12 protein-coding genes and 1 pseudogene are annotated in these 17457 nt (G+C 45.9%); 10 read left to right on the top strand and 3 right to left on the bottom strand.

The window, feature by feature from the left end; all coding sequences use genetic code 11:
- Genes FE296_RS33075 through FE296_RS33875 form a run of 3 tightly spaced genes read left to right on the top strand, consistent with a single transcriptional unit; the run spans position 1 to position 2572 of the window.
- Positions 1–147, top strand: a complete 147-nt coding sequence (locus tag FE296_RS33075; protein ID WP_190945646.1) for a hypothetical protein — start codon at positions 1–3, stop codon at positions 145–147.
- The gene (locus FE296_RS30435; protein ID WP_150367463.1) at positions 147–2447 is read left to right on the top strand and encodes a beta-glucosidase family protein; all 2301 of its coding nucleotides are present in this window, start codon (positions 147–149) and stop codon (positions 2445–2447) included. The genes FE296_RS33075 and FE296_RS30435 overlap by 1 nt, the downstream gene beginning before the upstream one ends.
- Positions 2444–2572 carry a hypothetical protein gene (locus FE296_RS33875; protein ID WP_263364282.1) on the top strand — a complete coding sequence of 43 codons (129 nt, stop codon included), beginning with the start codon at positions 2444–2446 and terminating at the stop codon, positions 2570–2572. Before FE296_RS30435 ends, FE296_RS33875 begins: the two co-directional genes overlap by 4 nt.
- A gap of 456 nt (positions 2573–3028) precedes the next feature.
- Here the strand turns inward: FE296_RS33875 and FE296_RS30430 are convergent, their stop codons facing one another.
- Complete coding sequence (locus tag FE296_RS30430) at positions 3029–3262, bottom strand: hypothetical protein (protein WP_150367462.1); 234 nt, start codon at positions 3260–3262, stop codon at positions 3029–3031.
- 443 nt (positions 3263–3705) lie between these two features.
- Between FE296_RS30430 and FE296_RS30425 the strand changes: the two genes are divergently transcribed.
- On the top strand, positions 3706–6135 hold the full coding sequence (locus FE296_RS30425; RefSeq protein WP_150367461.1) for a glycoside hydrolase family 2 TIM barrel-domain containing protein: 2430 nt from the start codon (positions 3706–3708) through the stop codon (positions 6133–6135).
- 761 nt (positions 6136–6896) lie between these two features.
- On the top strand, positions 6897–9539 hold the full coding sequence (locus FE296_RS30420; RefSeq protein WP_223869100.1) for a beta-glucosidase: 2643 nt from the start codon (positions 6897–6899) through the stop codon (positions 9537–9539).
- 1062 nt (positions 9540–10601) lie between these two features.
- Here the strand turns inward: FE296_RS30420 and FE296_RS30410 are convergent.
- A pseudogene (locus FE296_RS30410) lies at positions 10602–11173 on the bottom strand (SDR family NAD(P)-dependent oxidoreductase); the annotation flags it as partial.
- A gap of 110 nt (positions 11174–11283) precedes the next feature.
- On the opposite strand from FE296_RS30410, the gene FE296_RS30405 reads away from it, so the two are divergent.
- The 3 genes from FE296_RS30405 (at position 11284) to FE296_RS30395 (ending at position 13186) form a co-directional block, all read left to right on the top strand.
- Complete coding sequence (locus tag FE296_RS30405; RefSeq protein ID WP_150367459.1) at positions 11284–11583, top strand: TetR/AcrR family transcriptional regulator; 300 nt, start codon at positions 11284–11286, stop codon at positions 11581–11583.
- Between the two features lie 12 nt (positions 11584–11595).
- Complete coding sequence (locus FE296_RS30400; protein ID WP_190945644.1) at positions 11596–11955, top strand: hypothetical protein; 360 nt, start codon at positions 11596–11598, stop codon at positions 11953–11955.
- Positions 11956–12217: 262 nt separating this feature from the next.
- Positions 12218–13186 carry a D-2-hydroxyacid dehydrogenase family protein gene (locus FE296_RS30395; protein WP_150367457.1) on the top strand — a complete coding sequence of 323 codons (969 nt, stop codon included), beginning with the start codon at positions 12218–12220 and terminating at the stop codon, positions 13184–13186.
- Positions 13187–13367: 181 nt separating this feature from the next.
- Here FE296_RS30395 and FE296_RS30390 read toward each other — a convergent pair whose 3' ends face one another.
- Positions 13368–14405 (bottom strand): LacI family DNA-binding transcriptional regulator, encoded by a 1038-nt coding sequence (locus FE296_RS30390; protein WP_150367456.1) that lies wholly within the window; start codon positions 14403–14405, stop codon positions 13368–13370.
- Positions 14406–14792: 387 nt separating this feature from the next.
- Here FE296_RS30390 and FE296_RS30385 point away from each other — a divergent pair, with 387 nt between their 5' ends.
- Positions 14793–15842 (top strand): 2,3-butanediol dehydrogenase, encoded by a 1050-nt coding sequence (locus tag FE296_RS30385; RefSeq protein WP_124114359.1) that lies wholly within the window; start codon positions 14793–14795, stop codon positions 15840–15842.
- Between the two features lie 181 nt (positions 15843–16023).
- Positions 16024–17337 (top strand): hypothetical protein, encoded by a 1314-nt coding sequence (locus tag FE296_RS30380; RefSeq protein ID WP_150367455.1) that lies wholly within the window; start codon positions 16024–16026, stop codon positions 17335–17337.
- Positions 17338–17457 lie beyond the last annotated feature (120 nt).

The raw sequence follows: 17457 nt of genomic DNA, 5'->3' as shown, positions 1-17457 counted from the left end.
ATGAGCAGCATCCTTCCCGCTCCTATTCCAGGCGTTGACGAAGTACCAGTGACATCAAGTGGGGTAAAATCGATGGCGCTAAATGATTTGAATGAAGCGTTAAAAATGATGCCTGTAAGTAATGGTTATGATGAAGGAGGCTCCTAATGGAAAGAAATCTTGATCATTTAATAGCAACTATGACACTTGAGGAAAAGGCTGGACTTTGTTCAGGGGCAACGTTCTGGTCTACAAAAGCAATCGAACGTTTGGGTATTCCATCGATCCTCATGGCGGACGGTCCCCACGGCTTGCGTAAGCAGGCCGGGGACGCAGACCATTTGGGCTTGAACGAGAGCGTACCTGCAACATGCTTTCCCTCCGCAGTAGGATTGGCTAGCTCTTGGGACCTGGATCTGATTCTGCGTGTAGGAGAAGCCCTAGGTCGGGAGAGTCAAGCAGAAGGTGTTTCGATTCTACTAGGACCGGGTGCTAATATAAAACGTTCGCCTTTATGTGGCCGTAATTTTGAATATTTCTCCGAAGACCCATACTTGACTGGAGAGCTAGCGGCCGCTCATATTGCGGGCGTCCAGAGTCAAGGAGTAGGAACATCACTTAAGCATTTTGCGGTCAACAACCAGGAGCACCGGAGGATGACAACGAATGCTATCGTGGATGAGCGTACACTGCGGGAGATCTATCTTACAGGCTTTGAAACCGCTGTGAAAAAATCACAGCCATGGACCGTGATGTCTGCATATAACCGCTTAAACGGCACATATTGCTCCGAAAACGAAACGCTGCTCACGCACATTTTGAAGGAAGAATGGGGTCACGAAGGGTTTGTTGTATCCGACTGGGGAGCGGTGAATGAGGCGGCGGATAGCGTTGCTGCGGGCATGGAACTTGAGATGCCTTCCAGCAACGGAGTAGGGCAAGCCAAGATTATGAGCGCCATTGAAAGCGGACAATTAACGGATGATGCGCTTGATCGGGCTGTCAAACGGCTACTTACAATCATATTCAAAGCCGTTGATAACAAGCAAACGGATGCAAGCTACGATAAAGAAGCTCATCATCAGCTTGCGCGCGAGACTGCCCGCGAAACGATGGTGCTGCTGAAAAACGAAGACCAACTGCTGCCGCTGTCGAAGTCGGGCAGTATCGCCATCATCGGCGCGCTTGCAGAACGTGTACGTTATCAAGGCGGAGGCAGCTCCCATATTCACCCGACGAAATTGGACGATGTCCGGGCGGAGTTCGAGATTAAAGCTGCCGAAGATCGTGGTACCGTCTCTTATGCGATGGGCTACGATCTGGACAGCGATGAAACGTCTGCGGAACTGTTGGAAGAGGCGAAACGTCTTGCCTCCCAGTGCGATACCGCCATACTGTTCGTCGGTTTGCCTGATCGTTATGAATCGGAAGGCTATGATCGAACACATCTAAACTTGCCGGCTAATCAATTGGCATTGATTGATCAATTGGCGTCCATTCAACCGAATCTTGTCGTCGTATTGAGTAACGGAGCACCGGTTGTCATGCCTTGGCTGAATAAGGTAAAGGCTGTCTTGGAAGCGTATTTGGGTGGACAAGCAGTAGGTGGGGCTATCGCGGATATTTTGTACGGGGATGCCAATCCTTCCGGCAAGCTAGCAGAAACCTTCCCACAAAGTATGAAGCAGAATCCGTCCCATCCATACTTCCCGGGAGAAGGGGACACGGTTGATTATCGTGAAGGGATCTTCGTAGGATATCGTTACTATGATGCCAAGGAGATCGAACCACTTTTCCCATTTGGCTATGGGCTAAGTTACACGAAGTTTGCTTATTCCGACCTCATGGTGGATAAAGCCGAGATTACGGATCAAGAATGTGTCCATGTACATGTCACTGTTCAAAACACAGGCAGCCGACCGGGTAAGGAGATCGTACAATTGTACGTTCGGAGTGCTGTCTCGAGTGTTATTCGACCGGAGAAGGAATTGAAGGGGTTTGTCAAGATCGCCCTAGAGCCAGGTGAGCAAAAGACGGTCACATTCAAGCTGAACAAACGGAGCTTCGCTTATTACAACACAGAATTGAATGATTGGCATGTTGAAGCTGGTGAATATGAGCTGTTGATCGGCAGCTCATCACGAGATCTTCCGCTTTCGTCGACTATATATGTTCAATCCACAACTGAAGTTATACCTACGTTCCACCGTAATACCACGTTGGGGGAGTTGATGGAGAATCCGAAGACTCGCCCCATTCTCGACTACTTTCAGAGCGCCTTCAGCCAGTCGGATACGCCTTCCGAGGCCGTTTCTTCGGATATGATGATGGCGATGATGCGGTATATGCCAATGCGTGCGCTTATGGCATTCTCGAATGGTGAGATGACGGAAGAAGCGTTGTCCACCCTTTTGGACCAATTGAATCAAGCGGTGGGGCATCCCATTGCTATGCCAAACTCTCAATGAGGAAAAACAGAGATGGCATCGCAAGATTCCAAGATATTCCGGAAGATGCGTTCAGCCGTGTCGTTGTTAGTTCCAGTTATATGACCGGTTCTATCGTCGTTGTCGATGGCGGTCTCACACTTTAAATTAATTCGAATCTTGGGGTGCTCCTTATTGGGAGCACCTTGTTTCGTACCGTCTTGTTTTCAAATTGTTAGCTTGAATATCGGATTGTATATTATTCAGGATTGTGTATCAATGCTGTACGTGTACATAACCAAGACGATGTTTGTTGTTAGCAGGATAGAAAGCAGCTTACTTTAGAATGTCCGATATTGTTTTACCATCATATCGTGTCCTTTACCATGATCGGAATGGCTTTCATTGTATGGTGTTCGACGTCTGATTACAATGGCGCAGAGCCAGCAACGAGCGGAATTAAGATTGCGCTATCGATCTTTGGATTGAGTTATATCGGTTCATATGCAGGTAACCATATAATTAGATCAGTGCCTACATAATCGCTTGCGCAGCTGTTGTGTTCCCACGGCCGCGAAAAAGCGTGGTTCTAACATCCCCTTGGAGGCGAAATATAGACATCGTCATTCATGAACAGATAACGATCCGACGAAAAATGAAAAACGCATGAGGCGCTGGATCTGGCAGTCAAGCGGCTTTTGACTGTCATCTTCAAAGCAGTTGATAATAAGCAGCCCGATGCCAGCTGCGATCGAGCGGCTCATCATCAGCTTAACCGCGAAACGACAAGAGCGACGATGGTACTGCTGAAGGACGAAGACTACTTCGCTGCCAAAGTCGGGAAGCATCGCAGTCATTGGCGCGCTTGCTGAGCATGTGATCGGACACATCTGAACTTACCATCGAATCAAATTGAACTGATGGAGCAGCTGGCATCCGTTCAACAGAATCTAATACAGGGACGATTAAAGGTGAGGAAACAGTCCAGTTGTATATTCAGGACCTTTATGGGAGCGGCGTCTGTGCTTATAGGATTTAAGATAGTAAATTAGCCAGTGGAGAAGCGCAAAAAAACCGATTCACCATTACTGATGCGGATTTGGGTTATTGGAACGCGGATATGATATATGCAGCCGAACCGGAGATTTCAAGGTTTATATCTAAGCGAGTTCCAGAGAAGCAAAGGAAATGGCATTGGAGCTTCTGGCTTAACTTTTTGCAGGTGCAGGAAGGTACTTCTCTACAATAATACCGGTACGTTTTAGCAGGGAAATTTTAGTGAAGGTGAAGGTGCTCTACTATGATTAGGAATTCCTTTAATGCCGATTGGACGGTTGGCCCACGGACAACATATTTTGCGGAGTTGACACCAGGTAATCAACCTCCAAAGTCGGTCACTCTGCCACACGATGCCATGTGGGAGAATAAGAGATTAGAAGAGGGCGAAAGCAATATTGCCTGTTACCCGGATGGTGTGTACGAATACAGAAAGAAATTTTTCATACCTGCCGAGTACAGAGACAAGCGGGTTACGATTGAATTCGAAGGCGTATACAACCAAGCCATGGTTTATATCAACGGGGATTTTGCCTGCCAGCATCCCTTTGGCTACAGCCAATTTTATGTGAAGGCCGATCGTTTCCTCAAGTACGGAGAGGAGAATGAGATCAAGGTCGTTGCCGTGACGCATAAAGATTCTCGGTGGTATTCCGGTGCGGGTATCTACCGTAATACCAAGCTAATCGTCGGTAATCTTACGCATATCGCGCTTGATGGCGTGAAGGTTAGTACGCCTGAGATTCATGACGACCGTGCCTTGGTGTCCGTGGCAACTGTCATCGAGAACGAAGGTCTAGGAACGTTAACTGCAAAAGTGCTAACCGAGATTGTAGATGCACATGGTACGGTAGTTGCCCGTGACGAAGCGCCTATAACTACATTCGCCGGGGAGTCGGCAACATTACGTCAACGTATGCTGGTGCAAACACCAAAGCTCTGGAGCGTGGATCATCCGAACCTATATATCTGCAGAACGACGGTGACTGCAGGTGAGAACCTTCTGGACGAAGAGTCGACGAACTTCGGGATTCGTTCGCTTACCTTAGATACGGAGCAGGGCCTGTGCATCAACGGGGAATCCATCAAGCTGCGCGGCGCTTGCATCCATCACGACAATGGTGTAATAGGTGCAGTCACCTTCGATAGAGCTGAAGAGCGGCGTGTCGAAATCTTGAAAGAGGCAGGCTTCAATGCGCTGCGAAGCTCTCATCATCCGATGAGCAAGGCAATGCTTGATGCATGTGATCGTCTTGGCATGCTAGTTATGGACGAGAGCTTCGACATGTGGACCTCTACAAAATCGGAGTATGATTATGCCATGCATTTCCCACTTTGGTGGGAAAAAGACATCCAAGCTATGGTCGATAAGGACTACAACCATCCTAGCGTTATCATGTATTCGATCGGCAATGAAATTCCAGAAACCGGCAGTTCGATCGGCGCGACATGGGGACGGAAGCTGGCGGAAAAGATCCGATCTCTTGATTCCACGCGATTTGTAACGAACTCGGTGAACTTTATGCTCGCGATAATGAGTGATATTGCGAAGCAGACCGCAGAGGCTCAATCCCAAGGTGGTGAAGCCGGCGGCATTAATACAATGATGAACGATTTAGGGGACTACATGTCACAGATCGTTGCAAGCGATTTAAGCACGACCAAGACGGCTGAGTCTTTCGCCTATGTAGATATTGCGGGCTACAATTATGGAGAATCAAGGTATTTGATGGACAAGGAGTTGTTTTCCAACCGTATTATTGTCGGGAGCGAGACTTTCGCGAACAGAATCGACAAGAACTGGAAGTTAGTAAAGGAAAACACCCATTTAATTGGCGATTTTACCTGGACAGGTTGGGATTACTTGGGCGAGGCTGGCGTGGGAAGAGTGCACTATGATTTGGACGGGCCATCAACCTATATTCAGAGTACCTATCCCTGGATTACAGCTTGGGTTGGCGACATTGATATTATTGGCGACCGCAGACCGAGTTCCTATTACCGAGAAATCGTGTTTGGCCTTCGGAAAGAGCCATACATCGCGGTTCAGCGTCCTGAGCATTATTCCAAAAAAGCTACTTTATCGAGCTGGGGCTGGAGCGATTCCATCTCTAGCTGGTCGTGGAACGGGCACGAAGGTGAACCAATCAAAGTGGAAGTGTATGCCGATGCCGAAGAGGTTGAGCTGCTGGTCAATGGGCAATTGGTTGGGAAAGCCGCTGCAGGGGAGGCGAACGGTTTCAAAGCCGAGTTTGATACGGTCTATGAGGCAGGAGAGGTGACGGCTGTGGCGTACATCGGGGGAGAAGAAACGAGCCGGACGATACTTTATTCAGCAAATGGTACGGTCATACTTAAAGCTGAGGCTGACAGGATGGAAATTGCTGCATCCGAGAACGACCTGGCCTTCGTAATGATAAGCCTAGTAGATGGACAGGGGAGCCTCTATAACACCGCTGACAGGAAGGTTTCGGTCAAGGTTGAAGGGCCTGGAGTGCTTCAGGGATTGGGAAGTGCTAAACCCGATTCGATGGAACATTTTTTTGACGATGAACATACAACCTTCGACGGTAAAGCATTAGCGGTTGTTCGTCCAACCGGTGCAGGTACGATCAACGTGACGGTTACGGCGGAAAATTGCGCCAGTCAGACCGTGTCCATCCGCACGATTTAATGTTTGAGGAGATCCTATGTAATATTTATCGGAAGAGCTACAAACAACTTTGAGCGAAATCGGTATATGGCATGTGGAAATCGCTAAGAAGGTTGAACGTATACGCCTCAAGCTTTTGCTCAACAGTTTTCGTTGCTGTGATCCAATAGTGCTTAAGTGTCCAGTACCATAATCAAATACAGAATCAGAAGCGAGGCGGGTTAGGTTCCTGCCTCTCTGTTTGTGATGCATGCCAAAAAAATGTCGTGATAGTGCAAGTTAGTCGGTCCGCAAACACAGACTTATTCGATCAGATCGAAGTTTGCGGGTGGAGCCAGGCTACTACCTGCCCGTTGGATCAAACTCTGATACTGTTCGGAGTAGCATTTGAACGGGTAAGAGGGGAGTGATTTCATGACGATTGATGCAGGCATTAAATTGTTCTCGGTCCATCACAAAATGGGAAAGAATCGTTCTACCATCTGTATGGATTAAGGACCACGAGGGTACAATGCGGGCGGCCGAGCGTCGGCAAATGGATTTGTGGAGAATGAAGGGGCTTCTCCAGATAAACTGAGAAGCATCGCAAGCGATCTGCGGGTATTGAAGCGATTTATTTAAACTCAATTATATGGAGGCCATTTTCATGAAATTAGCCGGAAAAGTAGCAGCTTCGGTTATGGGCAAGTCGATCGCAGAGGGAGTGAAAGTCATCCCTTCGGATCTTAATCTGGAGAGTGCCAATAAAGTGGGATATTGAAGCGTAAAAGGAGCGATATGTTATGGAGAATACCACAATTAAAAACCCAAATAGGCCGATGCTGATCCCCCTCCTGCCAGGAAATGTATTTATGTATGACTTAGATGAGATCGACGGTCAGTTGGCAATGCTGCACCGCGATTTTTCTGGATGTGTTGTGGGGAATTTTACGAAACTGATGGACGAGAACGTGTATGGAACCATCACCATTAAAGGCAAAGTTTTGAGAAAGGGCTCTTTCTTCACATACAAAATCATGAATCTTCAATTCTTTGGATTCCCGGTGCTGGACATCGTAACAGAATATGATACGACGTACACTGCCTTGGTTGAAGGGTTCGTGGACAATGAAGGGAACGTAATGGACCCGCAGGAGATTACGATTCAAACGCTGCCAAAGCGAAATCCCGTTGCCAGCTATGAAGAGCATGACCGAATTGCGTTGGAAACCGCCAGGGAAGGGATTCTGCTGCTGAAAAATGAATCAAACGTGTTGCCGCTCCAAAAAGAAGAATTGTTGAACGTATTCGGAAAAGCGCAGCATGAATTCCGTACTGGCGCATTGGGAGCTGGTAAAATCAATCCACGGTATCAGGTCAGGTTCCAAAGAGCCGTGGAAGAATGCAGCGACTTCAAACTTAATGGCGAGCTGACGGATCTATACCGTTCGGCTGCGGATGTCTGTCCTTCTACTGATGTGCTCGATCGTGCTTTTGAACAATCAGACGTAGCCATTATTATGATTACCCGAGCATCGGGCGAGAATATGGATAACAATCCTATACCTGGAGAATATTATTTGTCCACGGACGAAGAAATGATGATTCAGGCGGTAACGAGCAAGTTCGATAAGACCATTGCGGTTGTGAACAGCGGATATCCGATCGATGTCAGATGGGTAGAGCGTTACAAGATTAAAGGCTTGATTATCAGCGGCTTCGTGGGCATGCTTGGCGGCCAAGCGCTTGTCGAGATCATGGATGGCCGTGTGAATCCGTCAGCCAAACTTCCGGACACTTGGAGCGTGGATTATGGAGAAATTCCCGCAAGCAAAAACTTTTATACGATGGCAGAAGGGGAAGCTCTTCTCGATACGGAATCGCCGACTTTCATTGATACTTGCTATGAAGAAGATATTTATGTCGGATACCGCTATTTCGAAACATTCGGTAAATCCGTCGCATATCCTTTCGGTTACGGATTAAGCTATACGAATTTCTCGATTACGCCGATCTGTTTTGAACGTGACAACGAGACGGTAAAGCTTTCGGTAGAGGTCATCAATGCAGGTGCGGTAACAGGCAAAGAAGTCGTACAGATTTATGTCGAAGAGCCGGATGGCTTGCTCGAAAAGCCTGCGCGAAAACTCGTCGGTTTTTCCAAGACGGATGCATTAGAGCCGGGAGCCAAGCAGGTCCTCGAATTCAACATTACGGAGGATCGGCTCGTTTCCTACCATACCGAAATGGCTTCTTGGATTATGGAAGCAGGCCCATACACGTTCTATGCAGGCGCATCGATTAAGCACCTAGAGAAGTCAGGAGGCTTTGTACTTGAAGAGACGCGGACGGTCCGAACCGTAAAGAATCGCATGATTCCGCCGATAGCCATTCAAGTATTGTCCAAATATGACCCGGAAGGTACCTATCCAACAGGCGAACGTTCGGGCATCAAGCATGGCGTAACCGAACTCTCGCCTAAAGCCGATCGTTCGGTGATGAAGGAAAGCAATCCGATTAAAGCAGATGCTCCTTCGCGATTGATTATGTATCCGGACGTCGTGGCCAATCCGGAACTGCTGGACGCATTTATTAAGCAGCTTACCGTGGAGGAATTGGCGAGACTCTCGGTCTGCAAAGCAGCCGGGTGGGGAATGACGGAGATAGGCGAAGCAGGGCGCCTGTTCTCACTTGATCAATATGAGATGGAAGACTTTATCGTGGCCGATGGGAACAGCGGCGTCAACGTCAACAAGCCAAATATCGGTCTACCTTCCAGCGTCACGTTATGCGCGACATTTAATACAAAGCTGGCCTACGATTCCGGCAAGGTTCTTGCTGAAGAAGCTATTGAAGCTGGTGTCCAAATGATACTCGCTCCAGGTATGAATATTCACCGTAATCCGCTCAATGGCAGGCATCCGGAATATTTCTCTGAGGATCCGTATCTGGCAGGTATTATGGCCGGACAGTTGAGTAAAGGACTTGAAGAAAACGGCGTGTCCAGCTGTTTAAAGCATACGGTCGCCAACAATTGCGAAACCGCACGCAAAAGAAATAACAGCCTCATGACGGAGCGGGCATTGCGCGAAATCTATCTGAAAGCTTTTGAAGTCGCGATTCAGGTCCACAAGCCTGACTCCATTATGACTGGATATAACGCATGTAATGGTGTATTTACTGCAGCGGATGAGGAAATGATTCAAGGCGTTTTCCGGGAGGAGCTCGGCTTCGAAGGATATGTTATGACCGATTGGACCTCCTACGATACCGTCGATGTGGTAGAAGCAGTTGCGGCAGGCAACTGCTGGTTGACACCAGGATCGCCAGATAATACGTACGTGACCCCACTCGTTGAAGGGGTTCAGAACGGCAGAATTGAGCGGGACCGTCTGGAGAACAACGTTAGGTATTTGCTACGTGTGGCGATAAAGCGGGTAAGGTAACTTCCGTTAGCTCGAACAATTAAAATATAATTCAGGCGAAACGAAGATAGGTTAATAAAATATGTTCTTGCGTCATATTCGAGAGGTTTGCGGCAAGGATGAAGTTTTAATACCCGAACAATCTCATGATCAAGGATGGGACCACCCACCTAAAATGAAACAAATTAATGTCGTATCCTCAAGAACCTGCGGAAGCTGTGGAATTAACGGCACTAAAACTATCATTTATCCCTATTGTCAACGATGAAGGTGCTAATAGAATTAGTACCTTTCTTCATGTCATAGGATAATTCACCGCCCAGGTATCAGCTCAAGCCTGATTTTATCTTCCTCGAATCGACTTGTGAACCTCTCTTGGGTTAAGGTATTATCTACAAACCATTTAACGAGTTGAAGGAAGAATGGCGCAAGAGCCATTCAAGAAAATCGTTCAGTGATTCAATGAACTAGCGAGAGCTGCTTCATTGGTCGGAGAGGTACGCATTTTACGTGAGAAGCAAGCTGATATCGAAGCAGGCTTGAAGCGTGATCTTGGTTCGGAAGCTTTTTTAATCGGGTACAAAGTGTTTCTTTAGAGGATTGTCCTTCGATTTATAATACTTTCTTCATTTCTACTTACCTATAAAGTGAAAAAAATGATGTCCTCCTTATGGAGGATATCATTTTTTTAATTTAAACAAATCCAGTATTCGTAAAGGTATGAATCTTGAGTACCTCCTGTGTATTACGATTCACCAAGCATTTCATTCAGAAGTTCCAGTTCTCATTCCGTGTGTCTGATTGTATAACGGGAGAGTAAGGGGAAATCGGACATATGTATTGAACTGCCTGTCGTCTGAACAAATTCAGGTTGCAGAAGATCTTCCTCTGCCATTAAAGAAACAATCACTGCATGTTTGTAAGATAGATAATCAAACGACCATGCTTTGCATCCTTATAAAGCTTGGTCGTTTGATAGTTTACAAAAGTTATCGCAAAGATAGCTGCTTTCAAGCAGACGCCGAGAGAGAAGGCAGTATATCATCAACTCCATTTCGAAAAATAGGGTATAGATCAACAATTTTATTTAGCAGTAACCCCACCATCAACAGGCAGATCCACTCCGGTAATATAGGAAGAATCGTCTGAAGCCAGGAAAAGGACAGCCTGTGCCACTTCAGGTGCCTCCCCTACCCTTGGCAAAGCAGTCTTGGACAAGAACCATTGCAGCATCTGATCGTCTTGAAACAAGTGTTCACTCATTGGAGTAGTAATGTAGCCTGGATAGATTGAGTTGACCCGGATATTTTGTGGTCCAAAATCGACAGCTGCGGCTTTCGATAACATCCGTACTCCCCTTTGGAAGCTGTATATGCACCTGCGCCACTGCTACCTGTCAGGCCGGCAATGGAGGAGATATTAATAATGGAGCCCGACCCATTCTTTTGCATCTGAGGGATGATGTGTTTCATACCCAGAAATGTTCCTGTCAGATTGATATCAATGGTTCTTTGCCATTGTTCAACGGTAGTTTCCAGCATTGCAACAGGAAGTGAGATGCCGGCGTTATTTACGAGCACATCGATTTTACCAAAACGAGAGATTGTTTCTGAAACGACATGTATCCAATCATCCTCAGAGGCCACACCAAATTTGTGGTTCTGGATACTCAAACAGCCACTAATCGTCAACGTTGGAGCTCTTGCAGGTGACGGGAAGCAGGGGTATAATTTTCACAGTATTAAGCTGGAAAGGAAATAAACCAATGATTCCAAAAGATAGATATCAAAAAGAAAGAGCAGAGGCGAAGAGGCAGAGGCAAGTTCATATTATTCAATCTGCCAAGGCGGTGTTTTTGAGAAAAGGAATTGAACGGTCTACGATGAATGACATTGCTGAAGAAGCGAATATTGGCATTGCTACGTTGTTTCGATATTTCCCTAAGAAAGAACAGCTTGCCAGATTAATCGTTGTTCAGGTTTTGAATGAAACAAGGGACGTGTTTAATCAAATTTCGGAGATGGGAGGAACATGCTTTGAGAAAATGGATGAATTACTAGATTAGTTTATTTCATTCATGAATAAGGACAGCAATTTGGGAGTAATCATTTTTGAAGATCTTTTGAATGGTGCTATGCACTCATCACTGGATGTGTCTCAAATAGAGGAAATCAATGTTGTACAACGCAGTATTTCTGCTGAATTCAACAAGATTATTATACAGGGAGAACGTGATGGAACCGTTAGACACGATATTCAGCCGAGAGAGCTTCTGACAACAGTGGTTAACGCATTTGGGCTATTCTCCAGTAAATTGTCCATTCATCAGAAGATACCCATGCTCGAAGCGGATGTGGAACCTCGTCAACAATTAATGCTGATGAAACAGATGATTCTACATTACATCAAGCCTCCGCTGTGCCAAGAGGGTGAATAGAATTGGCTAAAACTATAATTGCGAAAAGTATCAAAAAACACATTGAATAAGACGTTCAGCAACAACGGCTCATGTTGGAAAGAAGATTCTTACAGTACCAACATTCATGCAGATTAAGTGCACTGCTTCCAATAGTGTAGTACTGTTAGTGAGGGGCGGAAGATGTTTTCCGTCCCTATCTGTGTCTGAGGGCATTGGGCAGATCAGGCCGAAGTTGCTACAATACAGTTAAGACTTGAGCAGATATAGGAGGAGATCAGGAATGGATACAAAGTTGCGCTGTGCCGTTTTGGATGATTATCAGAACGTTGCGCTGACGTCGGCAGACTGGAGTTCGTTGATGGATCGGGTGGAGATTCAAGCATTCAACAACTATATGGGCTCGGAAGAAAAAGTCATTCAAGAATTACAGGATTTTGATATTGTGGTCCTGATGCGGGAACGTACACCATTTCCGGAGAGTGTTATTTCGCAGCTCCCGAAGCTAAAACTTCTGATTACAAGTGGTATGCGTAATGCGTCCATAGACCTTAAGACTGCCGAGAAGAACGGAATCATTGTGTGTGGAACCGAGGGAAGCTCTAATCCGCCGACGGAGCTTACATGGGCGCTAATACTGGGACTGTCCAGACAGCTGGTTACGGAGAATAATGCACTTCGCTCCAATCGAAACTGGCAGAGCACTGTAGGGTTGGATTTGTATGGGAGAACACTTGGATTGCTCGGTTTGGGCAAAATAGGCACTCGCATGGCGGAGATCGCACAAGCATTTGGCATGAATGTGATGGCCTGGAGTGAGAATCTGACACGAGAGAGAGCCGAAAAACATGGTGTGATCTGGTCGGAGACCAAGGAGCAACTGCTTGCACAAAGCGACATCGTATCCATTCATCTGGTATTAAGTGATCGTACCCGCAATCTGATTGGACAAGCCGAATTTCAACAAATGAAATCAAGTGCGCTATTCATTAATACGTCGCGAGCGGGCATTGTCGATCAGGAAGCTATGGTGGAGGCATTGCAGAGTGGTGTGATTGCTGGTGCAGGTTTGGATGTATATGAGCTGGAACCGCTGCCAGTTAACCATGTGATGCGAACATTGCCCAACGTTCTGGCCACACCGCATCTGGGTTATGTAACTCGTGGCAATTATGAGATCTATTATAATCATGCCGTGGGAAATATAGAGATGTTCTTGAAGGGAACACCGATCAGGCAACTGCTTTCTTAGAATAAACGTATGCGGAGTATGACTCTGCTATAGTTATATAGAATCAACGACAAATAAGGTGCTGCCAGGAAAGAGTTAGACCTGAGCAACACCTTTTTAGTATATCTATGTAGCAGGACACTGCATAAAGGGATATTCGTAAAATATATTCTATCCTAATGCCCCATCCCCCTCACCAAACTTAACTGTGTGGTCCTCGCTGGGAAGAATGAATCATGGCTACGCTTGATTCACGAACGATTAAGCGCGGTTCAAATTGGATGTGTTCGTAATCGTTCGTATTCATCTCTCGAATTCGTTTTAACAACAGCTCGGTAGCAAGTCTGGCAACTTCTTCGCCCATTATGGAGACGGAACTAATCTGAGGAGACGTGACAGTTGTCCATTGATTGTTATCGACACCCACAACAGCCACATCTTCAGGTACACGAACTCCTAACTCCTTGAACCGATTAACCAATCCGATGGCAACCATATCATTAATGGCATAGACGGCATCAGGCATATGCGTAAGTCCATAGAAATAATCTGCAGCATTGGCGCCTGTATTTAATGAAAAGTCCTCACCAAAGTAGACGAGAGAAATGTCCACATGGCCTACAGCTTGCTCATAAGCACGGAAGCGCTCTTCAATAATGTCCTTCGGTGCTCCTGCATAAGCGATTCGAGTCCGGCCGATTTTGAACAGATGTTCCATCACCAGTTTGCCTTCAGGTTGAGACAGAGAGACGATATCTGCCCTCATTCCCGGTTCCAGTTTCTTGCCGTAGTTAATCATTGAGATGGGGAGCGGCGCTTTATCAATCAGTCCGGGTAACGTTTTGGGATATGCCAGAGGCATGAAGATCAATCCATCCACATGCAATTTTTTCACATTACGTATCGTTTCCAGCTCGGTTCGGGCATTGCCTGCCGTATTGATCTGCACGACATGGTAACCATGCTGCTTCGCCGTCTGCTCAACAGACCAGGAAATTTCTGGAATGATGGCGTTACGTATGTCGGGTACAACAAGCGCGATCTGGTGCGTTTGCCGGATTTTCAGACTCTGTGCGGACGTGTTGGGGACAAATCCCAGTTCTTCAATAGCCTGCATCACCTTATCTCGTGTTTTACTGCTTATGCCTTCTGAATTGTTGATGGCCCGGGATACGGTAGCGATGCCCACGCCGGCACGCTCAGCCACATCTTTGATCGTCAGTTTCTGTTCTTTCCTCAATGTATGGTTACCTCACTTTATCGGAAACGATTCCGAATATTTAGGGATATGTATGCACTTCACGATAAGTATATAACTTAATTATAACATTTGAGCCATGAAGTATCCCGTGATTGGACCACATTTATGCCGAAGTATGATTATATTTCATTCAATCTGCAATATTATTTGTCAGGATATATCTTAATAACTTGGATTACACCGGTTACACAATACCGCTAAAATACTTTAATAAAAGTGTAAGCGTTCTTAATTAAACTTGATATGATCACGAAATAGACATATTAGTGGAGAAATATGTTTGACAGCGTATCTATAATGTGACATATTTAATTTACGGAAACGTTTCCGATTATGTCACAAATTATGATCTGGGAGATGAAATGAATGAAAGCATTACGTTGGCATGGAGTCAAAGATTTACGTCTCGAAAATATTAATGAACCTCAGCCTGAAGAAGGAAAGGTCAAAATAAAAGTGGAATGGTGCGGTATCTGCGGCAGTGATTTGCACGAGTACACAGCAGGTCCAATCTTCATTCCCGCTCAAGCACCGCATCCGCTAACAGGGGAACAAGCGCCTATAGTTATGGGGCATGAATTCTCAGGACAGGTTGTTGAAGTAGGGGAAGGTGTTACACGTTTCAAGGCGGGCGATCGTGTTGTGGTAGAACCCATCTATGCATGTGGACACTGCGAAGCTTGTAAACAGGGCAAATACAATCTGTGCGATAAAATGGGTTTCCTAGGACTCGCTGGTGGCGGAGGCGGATTTTCCGAATATGTAACTGCTGCAGAAAACATGGTACATGCCATTCCGGATTCAATCTCGTATGAGCAAGGTGCGTTGGTTGAACCTTCAGCTGTAGCACTTCACGCTGTGCGCCAAAGCAAGCTGAAAGTGGGAGATACGGCAGCCGTGTTTGGTGCAGGCCCAATCGGACTACTGGTCATCGAAGCGCTTAAAGCTTCGGGAGCATCGGATATTTATGTTGTGGAGTTATCAGATGAACGGAAAGCAAAAGCCGAAGAGCTCGGTGCCATTGTGATTGATCCGATGCAGTTTAATGTCGTGGAAGAGATCCATCAGCGTACACAAGGTGGCGTTAACGTAGCTTATGAAGTAACCGGTGTTCCACGTGTTCTGCAACAAGCCATCGATTCAACACGTATTGGTGGAGAGTTGATGATCGTCAGTATTTTTGAACAGGAAGCGCCGATTCACCCGAACTCAATTGTCATGAAAGAACGTACAGTTAATGGCATTATTGGTTATCGCGATGTGTTCCCGGCGGTTATCAGTCTGATGGATAAAGGTTTCTTCCCGGCTGACAAGCTGGTGACCAAACGAATTTCGTTGGATGAAGTGGTAGAGCATGGATTTGAAGCACTGTTGAAAGAGAAAAATCAGGTTAAGATATTGGTAAAAGCTGAATAGAAATCACAGACAGTAAGAACAAGTAGACAGCACATCAACAGATGTGATTGTCTACTTTTTTTGTATAAATAGGGCGGAATTTGTTGCATGTGCGGGTGGTTTTACATAGTATAAAAAGATACAAATTGTATCATCTTGGTGTGAAGGTAATGATGATGAAAAAATGAAGGAGGAAGCGGACATGCAGAGACATACAAAATGGACAGCCGTAATTTTGACCATTGTCGCAGGAATGAGCTGGATGCTTATGGGGAACTCCAAACCGAAAAACACCACGTCAACGAGTCAACCCCCTGCGACGGAACGTGGGCTTGCCAAGGTGTCGAATGCACCGATCAGTTCAGCGGATGTAACTTCGAAGATCGAACTGCTAGGCAGACCTTTTACCAAAACACCATATGCTAATAACGTCTGGGACATGCAACTGTACAACGGCAAAATATATTTGGGCCACGGAAATAGCAGCAATCTGGGGGTAGCTCCAAATTCAGGCCCTATTCCAGTCATTTATTATGATACAGCGAATGCAAAATTTAAGACCCAGTCGGTGACTAACAGCAACCCGGGCATCTTGCCATCAACGAAGATGTATGTGGATGAGGAACAGATTGATATCTACAGAGTACTAAACGATAAGTTATATATTCCTGGCAATGATTCGGATAGTGAGAAGTGGGAACTGGGCAATTTCTATCGTCTGGATGGAGAGGTATGGACCAAATATCGTAATCTTCCACTCGGTGTACACGTATACGATTTAGCATCTTATCAGGGTAAGATGTTTGCCGCGCTGGGGACAGATTCCAAACCAACGATATTAATCTCTCATAATGAAGGTGAAACTTGGCAGAAATATGCGACCATTAACACGTTTGGTTTCCGGGCCTATACCATGTTCCATCTTAATGGCAAGTTATATGCATCTGGCATGATGTATCCTGCCAATAAAATATGGAATGACAAAACTAATATTCTGGAGATTAACGAAAAGCTTGAGAAGCGGGATGTTGTCATCTATGGTAGCAAAATGCTGCCTGGACTAACCTATCAAACGGGCACGATTCCTTATAATAAAATAGGCAAAAATGTTAACTTCAATAACAAGTTGCTCTATATAGCGGGAGGGGTGTTCAATGATGGGCAGCTGCTGCCCAAATCTTTGAATGTCATGACCGACATTAATCAGGCAAGACGTGTTAATCTGCCAGATGCCAAGGCGCTCCCAACCGATGTGCTGTTGCGTGATGGCAAGGTGTATGTGCTTACGTATACTCGCCAAAGTGCCAATCTGTACATCAATCGGGTCTACCAATCCACGGATCTGACAACATGGAATGAGATTTTACGTTTTAATCAGGACACGTATGCCAAGTCATTTGAAGAGAACGAGGGTGACTTCTACTTTGGTCTTGGTACTGATCCCGATGTGTTATCGACTTCGTCAGGGAAATTGCTTCGAGTGAATCGCAATGATATCCCCGTGAATGCTAATTGAATTGGAAGGAAGATTATGGATTATATACTATGCTACATCCACATTATTGGTGACCGGGAAAATACCTTAAGATGCAGTAGAGTGCATGTCAGACTGCTTCGGTAGTGTGATCAAACAGAG

Origin of the sequence: Paenibacillus sp. UASWS1643, from assembly GCF_008693195.1 — a bacterium.
GTDB lineage: Bacteria > Bacillota > Bacilli > Paenibacillales > Paenibacillaceae > Paenibacillus > Paenibacillus amylolyticus_B.
Note: the sequence above shows the minus strand (reverse complement) of the source record. Positions and strands in the feature narration are given on the sequence as shown.

What these genes read in the sequence shown, in the direction of transcription:
- FE296_RS33075 (WP_190945646.1), top strand. Translation starts at nt 1, where the DNA reads ATGAGCAGCATCCTTCCCGCTCCTATTCCAGGCGTTGACGAAGTACCA.
- FE296_RS30430 (WP_150367462.1), bottom strand. Translation starts at nt 3,262, where the DNA reads ATGACTGCGATGCTTCCCGACTTTGGCAGCGAAGTAGTCTTCGTCCTT.
- FE296_RS30400 (WP_190945644.1), top strand. Translation starts at nt 11,596, where the DNA reads ATGAATAAGGACAGCAATTTGGGAGTAATCATTTTTGAAGATCTTTTG.
- FE296_RS30385 (WP_124114359.1), top strand. Translation starts at nt 14,793, where the DNA reads ATGAAAGCATTACGTTGGCATGGAGTCAAAGATTTACGTCTCGAAAAT.
- FE296_RS33875 (WP_263364282.1), top strand. Translation starts at nt 2,444, where the DNA reads ATGAGGAAAAACAGAGATGGCATCGCAAGATTCCAAGATATTCCGGAA.
- FE296_RS30435 (WP_150367463.1), top strand. Translation starts at nt 147, where the DNA reads ATGGAAAGAAATCTTGATCATTTAATAGCAACTATGACACTTGAGGAA.
- FE296_RS30425 (WP_150367461.1), top strand. Translation starts at nt 3,706, where the DNA reads ATGATTAGGAATTCCTTTAATGCCGATTGGACGGTTGGCCCACGGACA.
- FE296_RS30395 (WP_150367457.1), top strand. Translation starts at nt 12,218, where the DNA reads ATGGATACAAAGTTGCGCTGTGCCGTTTTGGATGATTATCAGAACGTT.
- FE296_RS30405 (WP_150367459.1), top strand. Translation starts at nt 11,284, where the DNA reads ATGATTCCAAAAGATAGATATCAAAAAGAAAGAGCAGAGGCGAAGAGG.
- FE296_RS30380 (WP_150367455.1), top strand. Translation starts at nt 16,024, where the DNA reads ATGCAGAGACATACAAAATGGACAGCCGTAATTTTGACCATTGTCGCA.
- FE296_RS30420 (WP_223869100.1), top strand. Translation starts at nt 6,897, where the DNA reads ATGGAGAATACCACAATTAAAAACCCAAATAGGCCGATGCTGATCCCC.